The sequence below is a fragment of the Variovorax sp. V118 genome (assembly GCF_041154445.1).
Lineage (GTDB): Bacteria > Pseudomonadota > Gammaproteobacteria > Burkholderiales > Burkholderiaceae_C > Variovorax > Variovorax boronicumulans.
Genome location: NZ_AP028663.1, coordinates 3,052,159 through 3,073,906 on the forward strand (window position 1 = coordinate 3,052,159; position 21,748 = coordinate 3,073,906).

General features: G+C 64.2%; 24 protein-coding genes. 14 read left to right on the forward strand and 10 right to left on the reverse strand.

Annotated elements, in window-relative coordinates; genetic code table 11:
* Positions 1-34 precede the first annotated feature (34 nt).
* Together ACAM52_RS14145 and ACAM52_RS14150 are read right to left on the reverse strand one after the other, a co-directional pair.
* Positions 35-1,387 carry an MBL fold metallo-hydrolase RNA specificity domain-containing protein gene (locus ACAM52_RS14145; protein WP_369647390.1) on the reverse strand — a complete coding sequence of 451 codons (1,353 nt, stop codon included), beginning with the start codon at positions 1,385-1,387 and terminating at the stop codon, positions 35-37.
* Positions 1,388-1,394: 7 nt separating this feature from the next.
* Complete coding sequence (locus ACAM52_RS14150) at positions 1,395-2,219, reverse strand: universal stress protein (RefSeq protein ID WP_369647391.1); 825 nt, start codon at positions 2,217-2,219, stop codon at positions 1,395-1,397.
* A 195-nt stretch (positions 2,220-2,414) separates the two neighbouring features.
* On the opposite strand from ACAM52_RS14150, the gene ACAM52_RS14155 reads away from it, so the two are divergent.
* Entirely contained in the window at positions 2,415-2,618 is a 204-nt protein-coding gene (locus tag ACAM52_RS14155) for a DUF2892 domain-containing protein (RefSeq protein ID WP_369647392.1), read from the forward strand.
* A 222-nt stretch (positions 2,619-2,840) separates the two neighbouring features.
* A complete protein-coding gene (locus ACAM52_RS14160) occupies positions 2,841-3,284 on the forward strand; it encodes a universal stress protein (RefSeq protein ID WP_369647393.1) in 444 nt (147 codons plus the stop codon).
* Between the two features lie 602 nt (positions 3,285-3,886).
* Here ACAM52_RS14160 and ACAM52_RS14165 read toward each other — a convergent pair.
* The gene (locus ACAM52_RS14165) at positions 3,887-4,105 is read right to left on the reverse strand and encodes a hypothetical protein (RefSeq protein WP_369647394.1); all 219 of its coding nucleotides are present in this window, start codon (positions 4,103-4,105) and stop codon (positions 3,887-3,889) included.
* A gap of 455 nt (positions 4,106-4,560) precedes the next feature.
* Between ACAM52_RS14165 and ACAM52_RS14170 the strand changes: the two genes are divergently transcribed.
* The 3 genes from ACAM52_RS14170 (at position 4,561) to ACAM52_RS14180 (ending at position 7,189) form a co-directional block, all read left to right on the forward strand.
* Positions 4,561-4,851, forward strand: coding sequence for a hypothetical protein (locus ACAM52_RS14170; RefSeq protein WP_369647395.1), 291 nt, complete (start codon positions 4,561-4,563; stop codon positions 4,849-4,851).
* 311 nt (positions 4,852-5,162) lie between these two features.
* Positions 5,163-5,837 (forward strand): response regulator, encoded by a 675-nt coding sequence (locus tag ACAM52_RS14175; RefSeq protein WP_369647396.1) that lies wholly within the window; start codon positions 5,163-5,165, stop codon positions 5,835-5,837.
* Entirely contained in the window at positions 5,834-7,189 is a 1,356-nt protein-coding gene (locus tag ACAM52_RS14180; protein WP_369647397.1) for an ATP-binding protein, read from the forward strand. The genes ACAM52_RS14175 and ACAM52_RS14180 overlap by 4 nt, the downstream gene beginning before the upstream one ends.
* 31 nt (positions 7,190-7,220) lie before the next feature.
* On the opposite strand, the gene ACAM52_RS14185 is transcribed toward ACAM52_RS14180, so the two are convergent.
* The 5 genes from ACAM52_RS14185 to ACAM52_RS14205 all read right to left on the reverse strand — a co-directional run bounded on the left by ACAM52_RS14185 (position 7,221) and on the right by ACAM52_RS14205 (position 11,626).
* The gene (locus ACAM52_RS14185) at positions 7,221-7,871 is read right to left on the reverse strand and encodes a hypothetical protein (RefSeq protein WP_369647739.1); all 651 of its coding nucleotides are present in this window, start codon (positions 7,869-7,871) and stop codon (positions 7,221-7,223) included.
* A gap of 65 nt (positions 7,872-7,936) precedes the next feature.
* Positions 7,937-8,818 carry an SDR family oxidoreductase gene (locus ACAM52_RS14190; RefSeq protein ID WP_369647398.1) on the reverse strand — a complete coding sequence of 294 codons (882 nt, stop codon included), beginning with the start codon at positions 8,816-8,818 and terminating at the stop codon, positions 7,937-7,939.
* Entirely contained in the window at positions 8,815-9,513 is a 699-nt protein-coding gene (locus ACAM52_RS14195) for a TenA family transcriptional regulator (protein WP_369647399.1), read from the reverse strand. Before ACAM52_RS14195 ends, ACAM52_RS14190 begins: the two co-directional genes overlap by 4 nt.
* Entirely contained in the window at positions 9,510-10,979 is a 1,470-nt protein-coding gene (locus ACAM52_RS14200) for an AMP-binding protein (RefSeq protein ID WP_369647400.1), read from the reverse strand. The genes ACAM52_RS14195 and ACAM52_RS14200 overlap by 4 nt, the downstream gene beginning before the upstream one ends.
* Positions 10,976-11,626 (reverse strand): thermostable hemolysin, encoded by a 651-nt coding sequence (locus tag ACAM52_RS14205; RefSeq protein WP_369647401.1) that lies wholly within the window; start codon positions 11,624-11,626, stop codon positions 10,976-10,978. The genes ACAM52_RS14200 and ACAM52_RS14205 overlap by 4 nt, the downstream gene beginning before the upstream one ends.
* Positions 11,627-11,766: 140 nt before the next feature.
* On the opposite strand from ACAM52_RS14205, the gene ACAM52_RS14210 reads away from it, so the two are divergent.
* From ACAM52_RS14210 to ACAM52_RS14245, 8 genes are all read left to right on the forward strand, one after another.
* A complete protein-coding gene (locus tag ACAM52_RS14210; protein WP_369647402.1) occupies positions 11,767-12,228 on the forward strand; it encodes a helix-turn-helix domain-containing protein in 462 nt (153 codons plus the stop codon).
* A 308-nt stretch (positions 12,229-12,536) separates the two neighbouring features.
* Complete coding sequence (locus ACAM52_RS14215) at positions 12,537-13,601, forward strand: MerR family transcriptional regulator (RefSeq protein ID WP_369647403.1); 1,065 nt, start codon at positions 12,537-12,539, stop codon at positions 13,599-13,601.
* Positions 13,598-15,028, forward strand: a complete 1,431-nt coding sequence (locus ACAM52_RS14220; RefSeq protein WP_369647404.1) for a carotenoid oxygenase family protein — start codon at positions 13,598-13,600, stop codon at positions 15,026-15,028. The genes ACAM52_RS14215 and ACAM52_RS14220 overlap by 4 nt, the downstream gene beginning before the upstream one ends.
* A gap of 163 nt (positions 15,029-15,191) precedes the next feature.
* A complete protein-coding gene (locus ACAM52_RS14225; RefSeq protein WP_354347605.1) occupies positions 15,192-15,482 on the forward strand; it encodes a hypothetical protein in 291 nt (96 codons plus the stop codon).
* Positions 15,483-15,561: 79 nt separating this feature from the next.
* Positions 15,562-15,879: a hypothetical protein gene (locus ACAM52_RS14230; RefSeq protein ID WP_354347601.1), complete on the forward strand. Its 318-nt coding sequence runs from the start codon at positions 15,562-15,564 to the stop codon at positions 15,877-15,879.
* Positions 15,880-15,922: 43 nt separating this feature from the next.
* Positions 15,923-16,315, forward strand: coding sequence for a hypothetical protein (locus ACAM52_RS14235; protein WP_354347602.1), 393 nt, complete (start codon positions 15,923-15,925; stop codon positions 16,313-16,315).
* 138 nt (positions 16,316-16,453) lie between these two features.
* Positions 16,454-16,864 carry an immunity 70 family protein gene (locus tag ACAM52_RS14240; protein WP_369647405.1) on the forward strand — a complete coding sequence of 137 codons (411 nt, stop codon included), beginning with the start codon at positions 16,454-16,456 and terminating at the stop codon, positions 16,862-16,864.
* A gap of 277 nt (positions 16,865-17,141) precedes the next feature.
* Positions 17,142-17,528 carry an SMI1/KNR4 family protein gene (locus ACAM52_RS14245; protein ID WP_369647406.1) on the forward strand — a complete coding sequence of 129 codons (387 nt, stop codon included), beginning with the start codon at positions 17,142-17,144 and terminating at the stop codon, positions 17,526-17,528.
* 258 nt (positions 17,529-17,786) lie between these two features.
* Here the strand turns inward: ACAM52_RS14245 and ACAM52_RS14250 are convergent, their stop codons facing one another.
* Together ACAM52_RS14250 and ACAM52_RS14255 are read right to left on the reverse strand one after the other, a co-directional pair.
* Complete coding sequence (locus tag ACAM52_RS14250; protein ID WP_159270779.1) at positions 17,787-18,320, reverse strand: ATP-binding protein; 534 nt, start codon at positions 18,318-18,320, stop codon at positions 17,787-17,789.
* 40 nt (positions 18,321-18,360) lie between these two features.
* Entirely contained in the window at positions 18,361-20,250 is a 1,890-nt protein-coding gene (locus ACAM52_RS14255; protein WP_369647407.1) for a hypothetical protein, read from the reverse strand.
* Positions 20,251-20,653: 403 nt separating this feature from the next.
* Here ACAM52_RS14255 and ACAM52_RS14260 point away from each other — a divergent pair, with 403 nt between their 5' ends.
* Positions 20,654-21,547, forward strand: a complete 894-nt coding sequence (locus ACAM52_RS14260; protein ID WP_139701809.1) for a LysR family transcriptional regulator — start codon at positions 20,654-20,656, stop codon at positions 21,545-21,547.
* The last annotated feature ends 201 nt before the right edge of the window (positions 21,548-21,748 follow it).

The window sequence follows — 21,748 nt, forward strand, 5'->3', positions numbered from 1 at the left end:
CCTCGCGCATCGGGTGCACCCGGTGCACCAGACTTCACAGTTCGCGCGATTCGCGATAGTCGGGCACGGTGCACGGCCAGCCATGGCGCTCCTCGATGGCCAGGCGCAGCGCATCGGCCGCCACCGGCTCCCCGTGGGTCACGAACACCCTCCGTGGTGCGCGCTGGGCGTCGAGCCAGGCCAACAACTCGTCGTGATCCGCATGGGCCGACAGGGTCTCCAAGTTCGCAACCTCCGCGCGCACCGGCACGTAGGCGCCGTGGATCTTGATAGCGTCAACGCCAGCGACCATCGCCGCCCCGCGCGTGCCTGCGGCCTGAAAGCCCGCGAACAGGATGGTGTTCCTGGCGTCGGGCGCGTAGGCTTTCAGATGGTGCAGCACGCGCCCCCCTGTGGCCATGCCGCTGGCCGACACGATGATCGATGGGAAACCCAATGTATTCAGCCGCCGAGACTCCTCGATCGTGTTAACGATGATGGTCTGCCCCTGCATCGCGGCGCACTGCTCGGCGCTCATCCGGTGCTCGTCCATGTGCTTGCGATAGATGCGCGTGGCATCGGCCGCCATGGGGCTGTTGAGGTACACCGGCATGTCGGGAATGCGCCGCGCCTGCTTGAGTTGCTGGATGCAGTGCAGCAGCGTCTGCGCGCGTCCGACGGCGAAAGCTGGGATCACCACGATGCCGCCGCGCGCGGCCGTGCGATTGATGACGCCCGCAAGTTCAGTGAGCGTGTCCGACGCCGGGTGTTTGCGATTGCCGTAAGTCGACTCCACCACCACGTAGTCGGCGGCCTGGGCGACCTCGGGCGGGCGCATCAGCAGGTCGTCGCTGCGCCCCAGGTCGCCCGAGAACAGGATGCTTGAGCCGTCCCAACCGATTCTCAGGCTGGCGGCGCCCAGGATGTGACCCGCCCGATGCAGTTGCCATGACCATCCCGTCCACGGAGCGCACTCCTGGCCGAACGGAACGACCTCGAAACGTTTGAGGGCCACCCGGGCATCTTGCTCGGTGTACAGCGGCAATGCGGGTTTGTGCTTCGAGTGACCATGGCGATTGGCAAAGTCGGCGTCCTCTTCCTGCAGGCGACCCGAGTCGGGCAGCAGTAGCTCGCAAAGCTCGCGGGTGGCCGAAGTGCAGTACACCTTGCCTTTGAAGCCCTGCTGCACCAGCCGCGGCACAAAGCCGCTATGGTCCATGTGCGCGTGCGTCAGCAGCACGGCATCGATGTCGGCCGCATCGACGGGCAGCGCCTCCCAGTTGCGCAGGCGCAGTTGTTTCAGCCCCTGGAACAGGCCACAGTCCCCCAGCAGTCGCCGCCCCTCATGCGTAAGCAGGTACTTCGAGCCGGTGACGGTGCCCGTGCCACCAAGAAAATCGATGCGCATGGATGCCTCAATGCGACATCAGCACGGGCAATGTCATCCCTTTGAGGATCGACAACGTGGCACCGCCCATTACCCATTCCCGCGCCCGGCTGTGACCATAGCAGCCCATCACGAGCATGTCCGAACTGAGGTCTGCGGCGAAGGACAACAGCTTGTTTCCTACATCGTTGTCGTCAACGCCACCAGGATGCAATTTGACGTTCTGGACCCCTTGCATCCGCAGGTAGTCCTGCAGGCGCTGCAGCGATGACTGGGCGTCCTCACCGTAGGCCACCGCATGCACTCTGGTGGCCTGGCACAGCCACGGCAGCGCGGCGGTCACGGCCCGCGCGGACTCGCGCGTTTCCTTCCACGCCACCAGCACATTGCGGCCGATCGGTCCGATCGGGCCCGCGTAGGGCAGCACGAGCGCCGGCCGGCCGCTTTGCACCAGCACGCTGGGCAGGAAATCGCCAGGGAGCTCACCGTCCATCGGGTCATCCCTGTCACGCTGGCCCAGGATCAGCAGGTCGGCATAGAGCGCGCGCTTGGAGAATGCCCAGGGGCCATCAGGTTCGCGCTCGGTCCAGTGAAGGCGCGGCGATCCCGCCCTGTGGGTCATGAAGACCTGATACATCCTGTCGCGCGCCGTCTTGTCGACCTCTTGCATGACCGCGACCACCTCGGCCGCAGCCTCGATGGTGAACGGGTAGCGCATCAGCGCCGACAGCGCGCACGGCAGGCCCGTGACCTGGGCATCGAACGTCTGCGCGAGTTCGCGAGCCAGCTGGATCCGCTCTGCAGTGCGGGCTGAGCTGTCAAGGTGAAGCAGGATGGATTTGGGGGTCAGCATGAGCGCTCCTTGCGACTGGCGAATGCGATGGCGCGACCTTAGTTCTTCATCCTTGACACAGCCTTGCGCTGTATCAACTGGCGGTCGTTTGGAGCAGGGAGCCGCCACAGCAGGGATCTTGATTTTTCTCAAGGTCCAGGCCTACTCGGACGCGCAGGATGATCCCCGACTCAACCTACGGTCATGGAGCGTCCAATGTCCTTCTTCTCGCGCAATGTCGGAACCCTCGATCGCGCAGTGCGCATAAGCGCAGGCGTGCTGTTGATCGCCTTGGCTGCGATGGAATCCATCGGCGCCTGGGGATATCTTGGCGTGGTCCCTCTGGTGACCGGCGTGTTTGGCAACTGCCCGGCGTATTCTCTTCTGGGGTTCAGCACCTGCGCGCCGCGCACACGCTGAGTTCAGGATGCACTCGCGTCGTCCCAGAACAAAAGAACGCATGTCTGCCGGTGCATGGTGGCTCCTGGCGCTGTGCGTCGCACTGTGCGCCACTGCGTTGTGGTTCAGCTTCCGGGCGTTCATCTCCTTGATCACGCTGGATTGAGATCCCTGTCATTGGATCTCATCGACCTTCCGAAAATTTCCCATCGAACTCACACGACACATACCGGAGACCTTCTCATGTTCAAGCGCATCCTGGTTGCGACCGATGGCTCCGCACTCTCACAAAAGGCGGTCGCAGCTGCGATTGCACTTGCAGCAGACCACGACGCCGATCTGGTGGCACTCAACGTTGTACCTCGCTACCCTCGAAGCTACTTTGAAGGCTCCGTGCGCTTTTCCGCCGAAGAGATCGGTCGCGTGGAAAAGCAATGGGCCGACAATGCGCAAGCAATGCTCGAAAAGGTCAGTGCGCTCGCCAAAAGGAGCGGCGTGCGCGCTCGAACGATCACGGTCAACTCGGATCTCGTTGGCGAGTCGATCCTCACCGCCGCGAGGAAGCACAAGAATGATTTGATCGTGATGGCCTCGCACGGGCGAAAAGGCATCAAGCGCATCCTCCTGGGAAGTGAGACACAGCACGTGCTTGCGCACTCCACATTGCCTGTCCTGGTGCTTCGATAGAACCAACCCCGATTTGCAATCGATCGCCTCCTGGCCGATGAGCAGGCTCGGCGGAACAAGCTTCGAGGCGAAGTGGAAGCGCTGGCGCAGGGTGCGATCGGTGGCCTGTGGCGTGCCCTGGTCTGCCTGCATCGTTGACCCCGCTGCTCCCAAATGTGACCCGCAGCACATCGCGTGCGCGGACTCACGCGTTCTTTGAGTTCGAAAGGCCGAATCTCGGCAGTGCAACACACAGGGCACGCACGCGCCAGTGACAGTCAATTCGATGCACTTACTGGCGGCGGGCGCAGCGGCAGATTCAGCCTGCCCGTCGTCTGTCCGTCCGCTCCCGGCACAGCACCCCTGCGATGTCTCCCAACATTGGCCCAACCTTCCCCGTGAGGTGATCGTGGGTAAGCCCCCCATACCGCCAGGTTGGCGATAGTCTCACCAGTCCCGCCCTGCTCCACCGTATCCGGAGCAGCACAGCACTTTCCTCCAAACGCCGAGCGATGGGGTTGGTCCCAAGCGCGCTGTGCGCCCCAACGCGATGAGTGCAAGCTCGCTGCCGCTGTACAGTGCGCAGGGCAATACAGCGAAGGAGAGCTATTGCCGCAGACAGCTCAAGCAGACTTGTCGCGTATTCGTTGAAGTTCGGCGCGGCCCGACGGCGTAATGCGCAACACGACCCCCGGCAGATCGAAGGCCTCGCTCTCTTGCGGAAGGATCGCCTCAACGAGGCCGGCCGCAGTGAGCACCGCCACATTGCGGATGTCTAGCGGATCGATCACCGTCAAGGGGAGCTGCTCCTTTTCAATCCGCCGCAGGAAGTCCATCGGCATGACGTTCTCTTTCTTTTTTCAACCGAAAAAGTTTAAGCCGAACGACTGCCAGCGACCCGGAAAATTCCCCCAAGAAACCAAGCAGATTTCCTCCCGAAAGCCGCGCCGATCCTTCGCTTTTTGACACGGCCAGGCCACGGCCCCCGCTTCGGGCATGCAACAGCACGCGGGGCTGCATCGGCGCCTCGCGGTCCGCCAGCAGTGAACCCAACCAAGCCGATCTTGTGCAAGGGCTGGTCACCGCCCGCGTGCTGGTGCGGGCGCCCCAGGACACGCCTACGCCGGCGATCGGTTGCCCCGGCCTGACGATGAGATACCCCATTCGGGGGAGCAACCGGAAAGCGGCCACCCGCCCCTGCCCACCGTTCTTAAGCAAAAACAAATGTGCCAAGGGAATCATGGCGATCGTTGCGGCAATAGCCGGCCTCGACACAGATTCATCACAGAGATCATTCATGCAACGTCCGGATGCTCAGAGGAACAACGCTTGCGTCGAGCCCCAAACCTGCGACTCAGAAAAAATGTGCGACCGCGCGTTCAGTATCGGCAATTTCTGCATCGTCGCGATCATGCTGACCATCGCGTTGGGGGCCGTGGTCGTCGAATGTGCCTTCTACAAGGCCTTCGATGACAACAGGTTCAACTTCGACCGCTCGGCCTTGCCGTCAGTTCTGAATCTGCCAGGCCTGCAAACGCCGCCGGCGAACGGGACCACGCGCCCGGCCCGCCCGGACGCCGCCCGATAAAAGGGTCATGGCGTCACCACCAAGTTCACCGTATTGCTCGCATCGCTTGGCTGCGCGCCGCAGTGCACGGGCCGCGAGCCCTGGCTGCTGCAGCGGCATGAGCGGCCTCTACCCAACGCCCCGCGCTGCCGGGCTGTCCAACTTCCTCCGATGCCTGCTTGGCGCGATCACGGCGGGCATTGGGATGCGCAAGGCATTGGTGCCACGACTGCAGCCGGTTCTGTATACGGCACCGCCCCCTGATCCACACCGTCCGCATAATGGCGGCACCCCTTGGGCCTCACCCCTCCAAATTCAGAGCTGACCGTCCCATGCGCCTCCTGATCGTTGAAGACGACACCTTGCTCGGCGATGCATTGGCTGCTGGCCTGCGGCAGCTCGGCCATGCGGTCGACTGGTTTGGAGACGGCGCCAAAGCGGATGCCGCCCTGGCAAGCGCGCCGTTCGATGCAGTCGTGCTCGATCTCGGCCTGCCCGGTGGCGACGGGATGGTCTGGCTGCGCCGCTGGCGAGAACGCGGCTTGAAATGCCCGCTGCTCGTACTGACTGCCCGCGACGGCGTTGATCAGCGTATCGAAGGCCTCGACGCGGGCGCTGACGACTATCTGGTCAAACCCATCACCATCGACGAACTTGCAGCGCGCCTGCGCGCGCTGGTGCGCCGTACTGCGGGGCAGGCACAAGCGGTCTGGCAGCACGGCGCCCTCGAATACGACCCAGCCAACAAGCTCGTGCGCTGGAAGGGGCAGCAGGTCGAGCTCACTGGCCGCGAACTCGCGCTACTCGAAGCCCTGCTCAGCGAATCGCAGCGCGTGCTGTCCAAGGCATACCTGCAGGAAAAGCTCTACGACTGGAGCGGCGCCGAGCCGGAGAGCAACTCGCTGGAGGTGCATATTCACCATCTGCGCCGCAAGCTCGATCCGAGCATCGTGCGCACCGTACGGGGCGTGGGCTACGCCATCGGCTCCGGCGAGACCGGCCCATGAGCCTTCAGCGGCGACTTCTTCTCTATCTGCTGGTCTGCGCGCCCCTGGTGTGGAGTGTCGCGCTCTACTTCTCGATCAGCCGGGCGCGCCACGAGGTCAACGAGATGTTCGACACCGAACTGATCCGGCTCGCGCGCCAGGTACAGTCCACGCTGAGCCCGGCCTACCCAGGCACGAGTGCCGTGCTGCCGCCCGAGCCGCGCGAGGGCGACAAGGATGCTGGCGACGCGGACGTGCGCGATCTCGCCGTGGCGGTGTGGAACGCCCAGGGCCAACTGATGCTCGCAGACCGCGAAGGTGTGCCACTGAAATACCTTCCGCAAGCAAGCGGATTCGTCGAAGAAGAAGTCGACCGCCGGATCTGGCGCGTGTACTACCTGCAGTCCTCAGACGGCAATTGGCTGGTTGCCGCCGGACAGGGCGCCTACGAACGCGACGAGCTCGTTTATGGGCTGACCGTCACGCAGGTCGTGCCCTGGTTGCTCGTACTGCCGTTTCTGCTCGCGGTGATGGCCTGGGCGGTACGCCGTGCGCTTTCGCCGATGCGTCAGCTCACCACGGAGCTGCGCTCTCGCGATGCCTCCGACCTCCAGCCGGTGCCCGATGAGCGCGCGCCGGCCGAGCTCAAACCCCTGCTGGGCGCGATGAACGGCCTGTTCGCTCGCATCGAAGAGCTTCTTGTGCGTGAACGCCGCTTCACCGCCGACGCTGCGCATGAGTTGCGCACCCCGCTGGCCGTGCTGCGTGCCCAATGGGATGTTGTGCGCGGCTCCACCAGCTCGGCCGAACGCGAGCAGGCCGAGCAGAAGCTGAGCACCGGCCTGGACAGGATGGCACGGCTCGTGACACAGATGCTGTCTCTCTCACGCGTCGAATCGGGCGTAACGCCCGCGATGAAGACCGAGATCGACTGGCCCATCATCGTCGAGCATGCCATGAGCGACTGCCTAGCCCTCGCGGAACGCAGACACATCGAACTCGCCTGCGAATGGCCGATGCGCGGCCAACATCCGATGCCCCTGTTCGGCGACGAGCATCTTCTCACCGTACTGCTGCGCAATCTGCTGGACAACGCCGTGCGCTACGCACCCGCCGGCAGCGGCGTTCTGCTGCGCATCGGACGTGAGCAACTGGAACTCGAGAATGAAGGTCCGCCCCTGTCTGCCGAACAGATGGCACGCATGGGCGAGCGTTTCTACCGGCCGGATGGCCAGACCGAACTCGGCAGTGGGCTGGGCATTTCGATCGTGCGTCGCATCGCCCAGCTGCATGGCCTGGAGGTGGTGTTCGGCGCGGGAGCGGACGGCAAGGGTGTCAAGGTGGTCTTGCAATTCGACTCGGCGCACCGCTGAACACCCCGGCGGCAAAATCGACCCTTGCGGCCTACTTCGCCTTGGCCTTTTCCAGCAACACGCGGGCCTCTTCGCGCCGCCCCGCATCGGCGACCTGGCGCCCGGCGCGTGCAGGCGCCTGGATCGCGCGTTCGAGGTACACCACCGCCTGCTCCGGCTGCTTGGTCTCGACCAGGTATTCGCCGTAGAAGAAGTTCGGATCGATGCCCTTGGGATTGAGCGCGAGCGCCTTGTGCAGCAGCTCCTTCGCCTTGGCCTTGTCGCCGAAGCCCACAGGCCAACCGGGCACCTTGTAGTAGAGGACGCCCAGGCTGTTGTAAGCCGAGCCATCGAGCGCGTCGCCATTGATCGCAATGGCCGATTCGTAAAGCGCCTTGGCCTGCTTCACCAGGCCCAGCGCGCCCAGACCACCCTTCTCGCCCGCCCACGAGCTGACGATGATTCCTTCCCACACCAGCGGCTCGGCGCGCCCCGGCTGGCTTTCGCTGATCTTGCGGGCCTTCGCCGCAAGCACCTCGAAGCGCCTCTCGCGCTCGGCCGCAGGTGTCTGGTAGCGGATCACTTCCCAGTCGTGCTGCAACTCGGCGACGGCATCTTCCACGGCGGCGGCGCGCACGATCTGCGGCGACAGCGCGGCGATCGATGCGGCGGTGAACACGCCGAGCAGCCACCGGCGGCGCATGCCTGGGCGAAGCGTGCTGGACGAAGCAGGCGTAAGGTTCAAGGTCATTTGTCTTCCTTTGAATTTCACAGGGTGTTGTCCATGAGCGAATGAGAGTCGGTGGCGGGACCTTCGCGCTCGTCGCCGCAGTCCAGCGCGAGTTGTGCCGGTTGGGCGACAGGCGGCAGACTGCGCCGATGCTTGGCAAAGGCGCCGTCCAGCAGCGTCGGGGCCAGGCCATTGAGGCGAACGGCCAGCGTTTCGGGAAATCCGAGGAAGCACTCGGCTTTTCCGCTCTCGAGCATCCGCAGCAACGCCCGAGCCGCGACATCGGGCACATCCATCGCCGTGCCCGTGGCCTGGTTGTAGCTTTCGACCGCGCCACTGTTGAAGCCGGTGCGCGTGCTGCGTGGTCCAAGGTACTGCACGCGGATGTCGGTATCGCCAAGCTCGCGGCGCAGCGACTCCGCGAAGCCTCTCAGGCCGAACTTGCTCGCGCTGTAGACACTGAAGCCCGGCAGACCGAGCCGCCCGAGCACCGAACCCACGAAGATGATCTGTGCCTGCGGCAGGCGGCGCAGGTGCGGCAGCAGGGTTTGCGTCAGCAGCATAGGCACGAACAGGTTCAGGTGCAGCACCTGTGCCATTTCGTTGGCATCGAGAGATTCGATGCGCCCGAAGCCCGGCACGCCTGCGTTGTGGACCAGCACGTTGCAGCCCCATCCACTGGCCGCTTCGGCGATGCCACTGAGGCTGGGAACGCGCGCAAGGTCGGCGGCATACCACTCCACGCGCTGGCGCTCGACCCCGCAATCGCGCACCAGCGTGCGCGCCTGGGCCGCGAGCCGTGCAGGCGAACGCCCCACGAGCATCACCGACGCACCAGCTTTCACCAGCAACCGAACGGCCGTCTCGCCAATGCCTCCGCTCGCCCCCGTGAACAGCACTCGGCTGGCACCAACCTTCATGCGGCGGCTCCTGCCGAAGCCGCGGCGTCGGCTTGGACATCCGCGTTCGGCAGCGGCAGGCTGCGGAACACGTCGCCGTAGAGGCGGAAGAACGCGCGCGCGGCATGGACGATGTCGGCCTGATCCTGCGGGTCCTCGATCTGATCCATTAGCAGCGCGAAGTGCGCCGTGTGTTCCTGGTCGAGCGTGCCGTGCGAGCGCAGATAGCTGAAGGCGGCGTCGGGCAACTGCAGTGGTTTTTGAATCTGGTCGGCTGCCATCAGCGCGAGAGAAACACTGGTGCCTTCCAGCACATGCACCATGCCGAAGAAGCCCAACGGATTGCGCCGCGCGATGGTGTCGTAGGCGTAGGCCACCATCACTTCGGTGGCATGCCCGGGTGGGCCGTCGCGCACGGCGTCGGCGTCGCCGCCGCAGGCACGGATGTCGTCCAGGATCCACTGGTCGTGCCCCTGCTCTTCCTCGATGTATTCGTCCAGCGGGCCCTGCAGCCACAGGTTTCTCTCCTGCAGCGCGGCCCTGCAGGCGTGCAGCAGCGGCACCGTGTGACGCACGTGATGGTAGGCCTCGCGCAGGAACGCCAGGTAACTGGGCAGCGAGACCTCGCCGCGCAGGCAGCCCTGGATGATGGGAGCGCCCAGCAGGCCCATGCGCGCGTCGGCGGTTTGCGAAAGAAGTCGTGCGTGAAAGCTCATGAAAACTCCGGATCGGTGGATGAACTCGCCGTCATGCCCAGGGCATCGGCGTGAAGTTGAAGAACGGCCGCGCGCTGCGGCCGTCCGTTGGCCGTGGCCGTGCCGGCCTCGACCGAGAAGGCCGCGCGCGCACGCGCCCAGCGCTGCACGCGCGCGTAGTCGGGAAGCGCCGCGTTGGCGGCATCGACCGAGGCTTGCAGGGCCGCATCGCTCGCCTCGGGGCGCAGTGGCCAAAGCACGGCACTCAGCGCAGGCTGGGCATCTCCGAAGACCACCGCCTGCGCGATCGCGTTTTCGCTGCGCAACGCCGTCTCCACCCATTCGGGCGAGACGTTGCGCCCGAAGGCGGTGATCAGCAGATGCTTCTTGCGCCCGTTGATGTGCAGGAACCCGTCCTGGTCGATGCGCCCGAGATCGCCCGTGGGCCACCATGCCGGCACCGTCGCGTCGCTGCCGAGGTAGCCGCCGAAGAGGCTGCCCGTGACCTCGATCTCCCCGTCGGACGCAATGCGAAGCTGGGCATGCGGCAGCGCACGACCGGCCGTGCCCGGGCGGTCGCTCCCCGGCAGGTTGAGTGTCTGTACCGACGCCCCCTCGGACAGCCCGTAGCCTTCGTACGCCGGAATGCCCAGAGCGCGGGCGCCGTGGATCAGTTTCACGCCCACCGCCGCGCCGCCGACCGCCACGAGCCGCAGTGAGGCGGGTGCGCGCTGGCCGCTCTGGGCCAGGTAGCCCGCCCAGGCGCGCAACATCTGCGGCAACACGATGAGGCTGTGGGGCTGCTGCGCCACCACGGCCTCATGAAAACGCGCCGCGTCGAAACTGGACGACCCGTTGAGCCCAAGGTCTTGCAGCGGTAGCGTGATGCAGGTCGCGCCCTTGAGCAGCGGCGCCATGACACCGGCAATGTTCTCCAGCAGCACTGCGAAAGGCAAGGCGCACAGGTGACGGCGGATGTCCAGCGGCGCCATCGCCTGCACCAGGCTGTGGGCCACTTGCTGCATCGCTGCGCCGCTCAAGCAGACACCCTTGGGCGATCCGGTGGTGCCCGAGGTGAAAGTGATCTTGGCGGTGCCCGCCGGCATCGCAACGGGGCGCGCGGGAAGATGCAGCATCACCAGCGATTGACCGGCAACCATGCATTCGGCGACCGGCATCTGTGGCCAGCGCGCGGCGATTGCGGGCGGCGCGAGCACGGCGTCCACCCCTGCCACGCTCAGTGCGTGTCCGATCTGCTCGGGCGTGAAGAACACGGGCAGGGGTACGTGCACCAGTCCTGTCTGCAAAGCAGCGCGATCGGCGATCACCCACGCGGGCGAGTTGTCCATCAGCGTGGCGACGACGCGGCAACCTTCGCTTCGCAGGCGCTGCGCCAGCAGGCCGGCTTCATCGTTCAGCTCGGAGAAAGTGAAGCAGCGCCGGCCATCGTCCAGCGCCACCGCGGACGCATCGATGCCGGCGCTCATTGGGCGGGTCCCGGTGCGCCCGCCCGGCGTGTCGCATGGCGGTGCAGCGCGCGCAGCAGATGTGTGGCCAGCACCACCGGCTGATGCTCGTAATAGCGCCCCCAGAGGCCGGCCTCCTCGCCCAGCATCGCAGGGTCGGCCGCACCGAGCGTCAGCGGCGCCGTGCCAAGTCGCACGAGCATCGGACGCAGTTCCTGCGTGACCGTGCCGACCACCCATTCGAAACCCTGGGATGCAAGATGCGGCGCCAGCAACTGGATCAGGCGCCGACCTTCGCCGCCACGGGTTGCCGCAAGATGGCCGACCTCGACGATCTGTGCCCGGCACAGGTGTGCATCGGCCTTGGCCGCGAGCATCGCCTCGACCGGCGAAGGCAGGTAGCGCTCGAGAAAGAGCGGCTCCTGCGCGGCGCCTCTGTACCCTGCCGCAGCGAGCAGTTCACCACCCTCGCGCAGGCCGACCAGCATCGGCGCGAAATGCGGCACCTTCGCCGCGTAGCGACGCGCATAGATCTCGCTGATGAACTCCTCGACCGCACCCCGGCGCGGGTCGCCAATGCCGTGCAGCGTGAGTTCGGGCCCGAAGGCCTCGGGAACGCCGACCGGCGGGAATCCGGCACTGTCGCGTGATGACGATGAGATGAACATGCACTTTCCTCGCAATGCCCGCGTCGAAGGCGGGCCGGTTCAGGAAAGCAGATGGTCGGCAAAGCCGATTAACGCCAGATTAAGAATCCGCAAGAATCCCTGACCAATGAGTCAGGCTCTCGGGGCAATTGTGCAGACACGTGCCGCCGTACCAAGCCACGCCAGCCCCGCCCCCGCGCGAGCGGCGCGAAGACATCGCGCCGCTGGCCGAAGCACAGGTCGAGCGCTGCCTGCAGCGCCCGGGCGCGCGCCTGGACCCGGTTCGTGCGCTGGCGCCGCTGCTGCCGCGCCTGCGCGCCTACGACTGGCCCGGCAACATCCGCGAGCTGGAAAACCTCGGCGAGCGCATCGCCGTGTTCCTCATGCAGTTCGACCGCATCGGCGACGTGCGCTACGACGAACTGCGGCACGACCTGCCGGAGCTCCTCGCCGATCCCGTCACCGAGACGACCGACACCGCTGGATTGAGCGCCGCGCGCGTGGCCGCGGCGCTGCAGGTGCACGGCGGCAAACGGCAGGCCGCAGCCCGACAACTCGATGTGAGTCGTTCAACACTCTGGCGCTGGATGCGCGAACGCGACGCCGGTGCGCCAGGCACCTGATGTCAAGCAATATGAATCCCTGTTTCGCATCGCTGCCTTTGGCAGCATCTGAATTCCGTTCCGGCCCCGATGCCGCCACACACGCGGTCATCGCAGATTTCGTCCTCGCAGCGTAAGCCAACTGTCGTTGGCAAAGGCCAGACTTCCGAGTGCGGCCAATAGCGGAAGTTCGGCGGACGGTCCAGCTTCTTGCCAGAGTCGCCTCGGAAGCGACAAAGCTGATGGCGGAGCGACCGCGGGCCACGAAAAGTGCTTGACCCTCTCGTAACGGCACGGTCTAGGATGCCTTTCAAATTGAGAGGGAAGGCATGTTTCTGAGGATTGGTGAACTGGCCCGGCGCACCGGGCTGACAGTGCGCGCGTTGCGGCACTATGACGATATCGCCCTGCTGGTGCCGTCCGAAAGGTCCAGTGGCGGCTACCGCCTATATGGGCGGAAAGACGTGGCGCGTCTCTACCGCATTCAGGCGTTGCGGCGACTCGACCTGTCGCTTGCCGACATACAAGGCCTGCTCGACAACGCAGCCGGCGGTATCTCGGAAGTCGTGGCGCAGCAGGTGGCGCAGCTCGACCGCGAAATCCTGCAGGCGTCGGCGCTGCGCACCCATCTGCTCGCGGTGCAGGACCAGCTGCAAGCCAGCGAGGAACCCGGCATGGACGACTGGCTGCTGGCACTCGAAAGCATGGTCGCGGGCTCGAAGTACTTCAGCGAAGACGAACAGCGCACGCTCAAGGCGCAGCGCGACGGTTTCGCTGACGCCATGGCGCCCGAGCGTGCCGAGTTGTCGACGTGGCTGCACCGCCTGGTCGCCGCCGGCGTATCGCCCGAGAGCCCGCAAGCGCAGACCCTGGCTCAACGTTGGATTGAGCTGTTGCTCGACGAAGCTGGCGGCGACGAGGGGCTGCTGATGAAGCTCTACACCATGCACTGGAACGAGCCGTCGCTCCACGCGCTGACCGGTGTGGACCGCGCAGGCATCCGCTACATCTCGCACGCCATGGCCTTCGCGCGCCTCCAGCTCTACGCGCCCTACTGCAGCGTCCGCGACATGGCCAAGCTGCGCCAGCACTACGTTGCGCAGACCGATGCATGGCCGCCGCTCATCGCCGAAGTTCGGCAACAGATGTTGGCAGGGACCCCCATCGATGACGAAGCCATGCGTGCGCTGGCCCGGCGCTGGCAGGAGCTCTCGCTCGCCAAGGTGGGCGGCGATGCCGCACTAGGCGCGCAGCTGCAGCGCGCGTTTCACCACGATTCGGCGCTGCGGGTTGGCTCAGGCATCGACGAGACATTGGCCGCCTACGTCGGGCAAGCCATCGCGCGCCTGAACGACACATCGACCTCACAAATGAACCCCAAAGGCTCCACGTGAACGCAGAAGCACAAACGAACCCTCACTTCTTCGCCGGCAACTACGCACCGCTCGCCGAGGAGCACGACATCACGCACCTCCACATCGAAGGCACGATGCCACTCGGACTGTCGGGTAGCCTGTACCGTGTCGGCCCAAGCCCGCAGTACGCGCCGCGCGATAACAACTACCACTGGTTCTCTGGCGACGGCATGGTGCATGCCTTCCACGTCGACAAGGGCAGCGTGTCGTACAGCAACCGTTGGGCGCGCACGCCGAAATGGCAGCTCGAACATGAAGCCGGGCGCGCGCTCTTCGGCACTTTCGGCAACCCCGCCACCAACGACCCGCTGGCGCAGGGCCAAAACGGCGGCACGGCCAACACCAGCATGCTGTGGCATGGCGACCGGTTGTTCGCCCTCGAAGAGTCGCATCAACCCTTTGAGCTCGACGCCTACACGCTGGCTTCCAAAGGGCACCAGAGCTTCGGCGACCGGGTGACCTCGCGATGCACCGCGCATCCGAAGGTGGACCCCGAGAGCGGCGAACTGCACTTCTTTGCTTACTCGCCAGACGGCCCTTGTTCGCCGACCATGCTCTACGGCGTGATGGACAAGCACTGCGAGGTCACACGGCTAGAGTCTTTCAAAGCGCCGCATGCCAGCATGGCGCACGACTTCATGGTGACGCGCGGGCATGTGCTCTTTCCCGTTACGCCGCTGACGCTCAGCGTGGAACGCGCGATGCGCGGCAAGCCACTGCTGGCCTGGGATGCCGCCCTGCGGACCCATGTTGGCGTGATGCAGCGCAGTGGCACTGCGGACACACTGCGTTGGTTCGACTCCGACGCCTGCCACGTGTTCCATGTGATGAATGCCTGGGACGACGGCGCCACTGTCGTGGCTTATGTGATGCAGTCGGAAACGGCGCCTGGACTGCCCGATGCCGAAGGCCTTGCCGGTGACCCCGCCGCCATGGCTGCACGCCTGTGCCGCTGGACTTTCGATTTAAGCGGCACGGACACGGGATTCCGGCGCGAGTACCTCGACGACTTGGTGGCTGAGTTTCCGCGCATCGACGAGCGCTACGCGGGCCGGCGCAACCGCTATGGTTTCTACACCTGCCATGCGACGGCACGAGCAAGGGATGACTCGGAAAGCGTGCTTTACGACAGCCTAGCCCGTTTCGATTTCGATACCGGCGAGCGCAGCATGCACACGCTGCCGCATGGAGACGTGGTGTCGGAACCAGTGTTCGTGCCGCGCGCCACCGACGCAGCCGAGGGTGACGGCTGGCTGCTCGCCGTGGCCTGGCGTAAACAGGACAGGCGCAGCGACCTGCTGGTATTCGATGCAATGGACCTGGCGGCGGAACCCGTCGCGGTCGCCCGTTTGCCGCATCGCGTACCGTTCGGCTTCCACGGAACTTGGCGACCTGCGCGCATTTGACCCCTTCAGGCCATCAGCCAATGACTGCCTTCAAGAAGGTCAGGAAACAGCAACCGGCTCGAAGTTCTTTCGCGCGACCGGCTACAGTCGGCCAAGAGCGGTCTTCCGTCGCACCAGCGTGGCGGCAATTCTTCCTATCGCTGGCAGATTGAAAAGGTATCTGATGTCTCTGAGCGAAAAGCTGAAAGACTTTGCAGGAGCCATTGCTTTGGCGGCGAGTTGTGCGCCCGACAAATACGATGAGTGGTGCGGGTGGACGTACGAAACCCACATGGCAGACCTCAAAGAGCTATGGTCATACATTCATCCACGTTTGATGCGAGACCGGGAGCTAGCAGAAGAAGTCAATGGAAATTTACTGCGCATGTTCGATGCATTTGAAAACGATAAGAAAGCCGAGGGGCGTGCAGCTGCCTGGGCGATCTACAACTCGAACTTCAGAAAACTGCGGTAGCTTTTGCCTCTCTCAGGGGCAGGTGGCGGCCAATACCGGACCTTCCCGCCCGCCCGCCAATCCCCGTCAATGCCTTAGCATGACCATCGAAGCTGACCTCAACATCGCCGAAATTCCCTACGAGTCAGGAGCCGTCAAGTTCCGCTATGCGAGGGTGATGGCACCCGACAAGACCCGATGGATTCGGCACGGCCTCTTCGTTGCTTACCACGAGCATGGCACGGTGGCGTCCGAAGGGCAGTATGTCGATGGCAAGGAGGACGGGCTTTGGCGCGACTTGCATTCGAACGGGCAGCCTGCAGCCGAGGGCCGCTACCGCGCGGGCCAGGAAGTCGGAGTCTGGCGATTCTGGAAGCCCGACGGAACCGAAGAGCCGAGCACGGACTACGGCGACTGACGGCCAACACAGGACATTCGCAGCGCTTCTCTAATTTCTGAACATGCAGCTGAAGCACCTCACCATCGAACGCATCGAGCGGCCTTTTGCAGACGACGAAGAGGCCGATGTAACGCTCTCCAGCAAAGAGAGCACGGTGGTCGCCTTCTGCCACCCATGCGCCTATGTCGCCGGCCAGCTCATCCCGAATCTGCTGCGCCCTTTCGGGGTTACCGAGCTGCGCGCTCCATATCTTGAGGATTGGCCTGCAGACGAAAAGACTCGGCTCAGCGCTGAGCGACTTGAGCAGTACGGGCAGTCCGGATACCGCGGATGCGGCAGAGTTATCGACCGAACCGCTGGACTTGTCGGAGTCCTCGGCTTCGTCCTCGATTTCGGTGACCTACCGGTTGCGGATGTGGTCGAATTTCAGTTCGACCGACTCGACCTGTGGTGAGCTGCCGAAGGCTACGCGGCGGTGTGCGGGAAAGCCTACAGTCGGCCAGAACCGGCTGTTCAGTTTCAAGGCAGAATTCGCCCGATAGCAGTCATACAAGGCGACGCAAGAAGCGACGCCAGTACACGAGGAGCGGTGATGGCAGTCGGGGTGACGGTGGGTTCAATCACGAACGAGCTCGGTGCGCCGTCGTTCGTGCATTCGTTTTTCTCAACTATCAGCGCGCATTGCGAGCCCACCGGCTGGGGCAGCTGCTTTCCCCACCTGATGAACGAGCTCTACCAAGGTCGTTTGCCTCATGCGCATGCGTCGCTCGCGCTCGCGGAACTGCAACAGGCAAAAGCGACACTGAGCAAATTGCCTCCCGCGTGCGTTGTGTGGGACATCGAGAATCGCCAGTCCAAACCGCCCTGGGGCGACAACATCGCATCGCACATCACGAGCCTTGGCAACTACTTCGTGTCGAGCACCGGACGCGACGTGTTCGACATACTGGAGGAGGCCCTGTCGGCCTCTGCCGAGGAACAGCGGGATGCCGTTCTCCAGTGACGGGCTTCTGCCGGCCATAACCGGTCGTTCGGCGCGCCGACACAACGGGACCACCCAGTGGCAATAGTGAGTAGCCGAGTTGGCACGCGCTGCGGAAGCCGACGAAATCGGGGCATGACTGCTTGAGCATCAATTCGACAAATCCGTGCCCAATGGGCGAGCCTCCTTGTCCGCGAGCAAGACGGCTGACTTGCATGGAAAACACATCGTTGTCGGCCCACGACGCGGCTGGCGCATCGACTACATCCGGCCAAGACACGACATCTGAGTGCGACACGTGACAGAGATTGAAGCACTGTTGAAAAGCGGCAAGACCGCACGCGACGAAGACGTCCCCGCCGTACTCGACCAAGAGATACGTGAGGCAGAAGCAACGCTCGGCCGCTCGTTTCCGACGAGCTACCGCGAGTTCATCGCCTTCGGAGGGCTCGGCGAGCTTCGCATCCGTCACCGTGTTTTGAGGCCAGCGGAGATTGTTGTGGTAAAGCGCCACACGGGTGCAGCTCCAATCGTCCCATTTGCCGACAACGGATGTGGCGACCTGTACGGATGGTCGACGCTGGGTTTGGATGAACCTGGCGTCGTGCTGTGGAACCACGACGACGGGACCGTCGAGCATGTGGCGGATTCATTCGCGGCGTGGCTTTCCACCTTTCGCTTCTGAGCTGCAGCAGTCAGTTTGAAGGGCCGCTTCGGAGCGCTGCAGAAGTCGGGTTAGGGCCCTTTGCAGAAGTTCGAGGCTCGCGAAAGCGGTCATCCGGCGTCAGCGGAAAAATGCCTGTGCAGCATCGCGCAGCGATGTGAAGTTTCGAACGGCGGTCTTGGTGCCTCGCTCTTGCTAATAAACCCGAAAACCATCAAGCGTTTCCACCAGATATTCCCCGTCGAAGGTTTTGGGCTAGCCTCGCTGTCTGCATCCGAATCACTGACGCGGACCCTGGTCGCGTATGTCGCGCAGGGGGCTCGAATATTCTTGCTGTGCAACGCACAGCGCATGTATCCCGGGGAAGTCGAGCCGCTCTAACAGGTCACTCAACAGAGCAACGAACGGAGCATTTTCGACTTCATCGGAGTGGCGTTCGATCCAGCACTCAACATCGGTGAGCCGACCATCAAGCGCCAAGCTGGCGAGCTCTTCCAAGGCTTGGTTGTCCAGTATGGCATTCCGAGGTAAGAGATGCCTCGGTAAGGTCACGCCAGCTTCTACCTCCTGCGGTGTAGCGGCGGACCAGGCTGAATCGGAAGCATTGACGATCGGCATGAAAAGCGTGAAAGAAAACGTAGTGCCTTGCCCGATGACGCTTGCGACGTTCAGAGATCCGCCCATGGCCGAGACAATGCGCTGAGCGATGAACAATCCCAAGCCTGCACTGCCGCTGGCAGCCTGGACCTGTTGGAATTGCCCGAAAATATCGACCTGCTGGCTCAGGTCAATTCCTATGCCTGTGTCGCTCACTTCGAAATGCGGATTGGTAGCGTTTGGGTGTCGCTGAGACTCAGATCAGTTCGGCATCCGCAGGCGGCGACTCGATCGGCGCGGTGCTCCATTGCAGCCGCAGGCTGTCGTCCAGGTGGCCGTCGCCGAGGATGGAAAGATCGTTGCCGAGCACAATGTTCTTGGCGGGCAGAGGGATCGTCGCGGCTGCGCCCGTGACCTCGAAATCCTGCGGACCATCCAAGAGGCCCAGCGCCGAAGCGAAGGTATCGGTGGAGCGGCAACCGTGCTCCACGAACGGCCCGGTGCTCGCGCCCATCGCCAGGCCCATGGCGCCAAGCTTCGATTCGGGGTCGATCCGCAGGTAGGTGAAGATCACACGGTCGCCGGCGCTGGGCTCTCGCATCAGCTTCACCTGCGAGGCGAAGCTGGCTTGTCCGCTCCAGGTGATCGTGCAGTCCGGCGGCACGTGGAAGGCGCCGCCTGCCGCCAGCTCCATGGTGGAGTCATAGGTGCCGATCGCATAGCGCACGGACCGCTTCACCTCCTCGCCACAGGTGTCGCGCACCGGCCCTACGTCGGCTCGCCAGCGCGTGCGTATCGGCCCGTCGACGGCGAGGCCCGGGTAGTTTTGCTTGAACCAGTGCGTGTCGATGCGGATGTTCCACTGGCTGACGGTGCGCCGGTTGCTGCGATCCGCACCCAGCTCCACCCACACCGGTCCGCGCGAGCCCGCGCCCACGCGCGGCAGGTCGCAGACGACGAACTCATGCTCCCAGCGCACCACCTGGCGCTCCGATCCGTCGACGAAGACCTTGCCCTGCCTGCGACCGAAAGCGCCGATGAGGTTGAGCTGGTCGTTCAGTTCATCGACCTCGACATGGTGAATCGACGGCGAGAGGATGTGACTCACCGCGCTGCGCGGATTGGGCTTGGCGATGAAGTAGGCGCCGGTCTTGGTGCCGTTGCCGGTGTCGTGGTTGAGATTCTTGCGCTGCATATGGGCGATCACTTCTTCGCCCGTGAAGGCGCGTTGCTTCGGCGTGTGCGGCTTGAAGAGGTTGGCGCCCAGCATCCGGTCAACACAGTACTTCGGTATGTCAAAGGCGGCCGGCGGCGAGCAGATCTCCGTCCAGCCCAGGTAGAGGCCCGCGTTCTTACGGTGGCAGGCGACGAGAAAGTCGATCACCCGGTCGTTGTCGGCGCTGTTGGCGCTGTTGCAGGCGTTGATGACGACGACGCTGTCCTGCGCGAACTCCCAATAGGTGTCGACGAAGGCAGCGGTGATGCCGTAGCGCGTGTCCTTGAGCATGATCTCCTCGCCCTTGCTGTCCACGGTGGCGAGGCCGTTGTAGGCCGTGAAGTAGGTCAGCCGGAAGGCGGCGAGATCGGCCTGGAAATCGGGTTGTGCCTCCAGGGTGGGGTCGATCAGCGTGGACGACTGGATGGAGTACATCTGCGGTGAGCCCGTATCCTGATGGCGCGTGTGCTTCACGCCGCCATGAGTGTTGATGTAGAAGAAGCCGTCCCCTTTGATTTGGCGCAGGGTCGTAATGTGCGCGTCACCCTCGACGCCTGGTTGCAGCGCGTAGTCATGCGCGCTGAGCCAGCCGGACATTTCCGCGATAGCTGCCTGGCCGTCGAAAGGCGTGAAGAAGGAATGCATCAGACGTGCCTTGCGCTCGCTAGGCAGTTCCGGCGGCTTGGCGGCAGCCAGCCCCGCCGCCTTTTGTGCTTGGCCCGTATCAGCGATGGCGGCGGTCAGCGTCGAAGTTCCGGTGGGCTTGAAGTTGTGCGACACCATGTGCACGCGGCCATCGGCGAAAGTGCCCCAGGCCGTCAGTGAGCGTTCGTCAAAGCCTGTCTCCACATAGTTCGGGTCTTTCGCCATGATCCCCGTCAACTCGGTCAGGTAGGCGATCGACTCGAGCTTGCGCGATTCGAGATCCAAGCATGCAGCTTCCACGGCCCGGATGCTGGCAAAGCGGCTTGCGGGCGCGAGCCCCCCGTCCGTCCGAGGGCCTTCTCCACCGCCTACCGCGAGCGGGCCGCTGCCCCCACCCCCTCCCCCTCCCCCTCCGCCACAAGCGACAAGCAGCGAAGGAGCACCGAGCCACAGCGCGGCCGTGGATGCGCGACCGAGGAAATTCCGGCGACCACGGGAAGGAGCCAGGGAAGAGAGGGAGGCGGATATCGAAGGAAGAGGGCTTTTCTTGGTTGTCATCGTCAGGTGCAAAAAAGGCAATGCCGGCGCCCATTCCCAGGCGACGCGGCCAGCAACGGTTTGTTGCGGCCGCGACTGTAGGCAGCGCTGGCCGCACTGGGAATTGCGTTTTTTGTGATACCTTTTTTGGATGACCAGACCAGTCACCGTCCGCCAAATCCGCTACTTCCTCGCCGTTGCCGAGGAGCGCAACTTCAGGCGCGCCGCGGAGCGGCTGGCCATCACGCAGCCGCCCCTGTCGCGGCAGATCGCAGAGCTGGAGGCTGAACTGGGCCTGCAACTGCTCGAGCGCAATACGCACGGCGTGCGGCTGACCAGCGCCGGAGAGCTGGCCATGCGCAGCTTCGCGGAGCTGATGCACAGTTTCGACGCGACGCTCGAGCATGTGGCCCAGTCCGCGAACAAGCTGCCGCGTCTTCGCCTGGGCGTTCTGAACTGGGTTCACTTGAACCGACTGTCCGCAATGGAACGGAGCTTGGTGGAATCGGGGCATGCGAGCGGGATCGACGTACAAACGACAACGACGATTGCCGCAGCCTCGGCCCTTCGGCGCAACGAGCTGGATGCCGCCATCGTGCTCTGGCCGGCTTCGATGTACCGCCTGCGTGGCAACCTGGTCGATGAGGTCCCCCTCATGGCCTTCGTTCCTGCGACGTCGGATCTCGCGCGCCAGCGGCGCATTGCAGTGCGGGACCTGCAGTCCCTGCCGCCATTCTTCCGCTTCAGTCGCAGCGTGAACACACGCATGTACGACGAGTTCACGCGCGAGTACACGGCGCATGGCTTTCGGCCGAAGGCCGAGGCGCCAGCACCCGATCCGTTGCATGTCTTCGCCCAGATCGGCGCCGGCCGTGGCTGCACCTGCCTGCCTGCGCCCTTTGCGTTGCATCGCTACGCGGGCGTACAGCCCAGGCCGCTGCGGGAGCGGATCATGGTGCCGCTGGTGGTACTGACTGCGTCGCGCGTGACGCAGGAGTTGCACAACGCCCTGGTCAAGGGCGCGACGCGGATGCTCAGCGGGTGAACGGCATCGTTGTGGATGGCGCAAACGTCGAAGGTGCTGATGCTCCCCCGGGCCTTCTCGAAGGCATCATCCCTTCCGCGATCGACACGGCCGCCAACCTTGGACATCGGGGCGCGCGGCAGCGACGCGAGACGGAGCAGTTACTCATGGGTTCAGTCGAAGGCAGCATGGCTTGCAAGCAAATCCCCTCTGTTCATTGCC

What these genes read in the sequence shown, in the direction of transcription:
- ACAM52_RS14145 (WP_369647390.1), bottom strand. Translation starts at nt 1,387, where the DNA reads ATGCGCATCGATTTTCTTGGTGGCACGGGCACCGTCACCGGCTCGAAG.
- ACAM52_RS14150 (WP_369647391.1), bottom strand. Translation starts at nt 2,219, where the DNA reads ATGCTGACCCCCAAATCCATCCTGCTTCACCTTGACAGCTCAGCCCGC.
- ACAM52_RS14155 (WP_369647392.1), top strand. Translation starts at nt 2,415, where the DNA reads ATGTCCTTCTTCTCGCGCAATGTCGGAACCCTCGATCGCGCAGTGCGC.
- ACAM52_RS14160 (WP_369647393.1), top strand. Translation starts at nt 2,841, where the DNA reads ATGTTCAAGCGCATCCTGGTTGCGACCGATGGCTCCGCACTCTCACAA.
- ACAM52_RS14165 (WP_369647394.1), bottom strand. Translation starts at nt 4,105, where the DNA reads ATGCCGATGGACTTCCTGCGGCGGATTGAAAAGGAGCAGCTCCCCTTG.
- ACAM52_RS14170 (WP_369647395.1), top strand. Translation starts at nt 4,561, where the DNA reads ATGCAACGTCCGGATGCTCAGAGGAACAACGCTTGCGTCGAGCCCCAA.
- ACAM52_RS14175 (WP_369647396.1), top strand. Translation starts at nt 5,163, where the DNA reads ATGCGCCTCCTGATCGTTGAAGACGACACCTTGCTCGGCGATGCATTG.
- ACAM52_RS14180 (WP_369647397.1), top strand. Translation starts at nt 5,834, where the DNA reads ATGAGCCTTCAGCGGCGACTTCTTCTCTATCTGCTGGTCTGCGCGCCC.
- ACAM52_RS14185 (WP_369647739.1), bottom strand. Translation starts at nt 7,871, where the DNA reads ATGCGCCGCCGGTGGCTGCTCGGCGTGTTCACCGCCGCATCGATCGCC.
- ACAM52_RS14190 (WP_369647398.1), bottom strand. Translation starts at nt 8,818, where the DNA reads ATGAAGGTTGGTGCCAGCCGAGTGCTGTTCACGGGGGCGAGCGGAGGC.
- ACAM52_RS14195 (WP_369647399.1), bottom strand. Translation starts at nt 9,513, where the DNA reads ATGAGCTTTCACGCACGACTTCTTTCGCAAACCGCCGACGCGCGCATG.
- ACAM52_RS14200 (WP_369647400.1), bottom strand. Translation starts at nt 10,979, where the DNA reads ATGAGCGCCGGCATCGATGCGTCCGCGGTGGCGCTGGACGATGGCCGG.
- ACAM52_RS14205 (WP_369647401.1), bottom strand. Translation starts at nt 11,626, where the DNA reads ATGTTCATCTCATCGTCATCACGCGACAGTGCCGGATTCCCGCCGGTC.
- ACAM52_RS14215 (WP_369647403.1), top strand. Translation starts at nt 12,537, where the DNA reads ATGTTTCTGAGGATTGGTGAACTGGCCCGGCGCACCGGGCTGACAGTG.
- ACAM52_RS14225 (WP_354347605.1), top strand. Translation starts at nt 15,192, where the DNA reads ATGTCTCTGAGCGAAAAGCTGAAAGACTTTGCAGGAGCCATTGCTTTG.
- ACAM52_RS14230 (WP_354347601.1), top strand. Translation starts at nt 15,562, where the DNA reads ATGACCATCGAAGCTGACCTCAACATCGCCGAAATTCCCTACGAGTCA.
- ACAM52_RS14235 (WP_354347602.1), top strand. Translation starts at nt 15,923, where the DNA reads ATGCAGCTGAAGCACCTCACCATCGAACGCATCGAGCGGCCTTTTGCA.
- ACAM52_RS14240 (WP_369647405.1), top strand. Translation starts at nt 16,454, where the DNA reads ATGGCAGTCGGGGTGACGGTGGGTTCAATCACGAACGAGCTCGGTGCG.
- ACAM52_RS14260 (WP_139701809.1), top strand. Translation starts at nt 20,654, where the DNA reads ATGACCAGACCAGTCACCGTCCGCCAAATCCGCTACTTCCTCGCCGTT.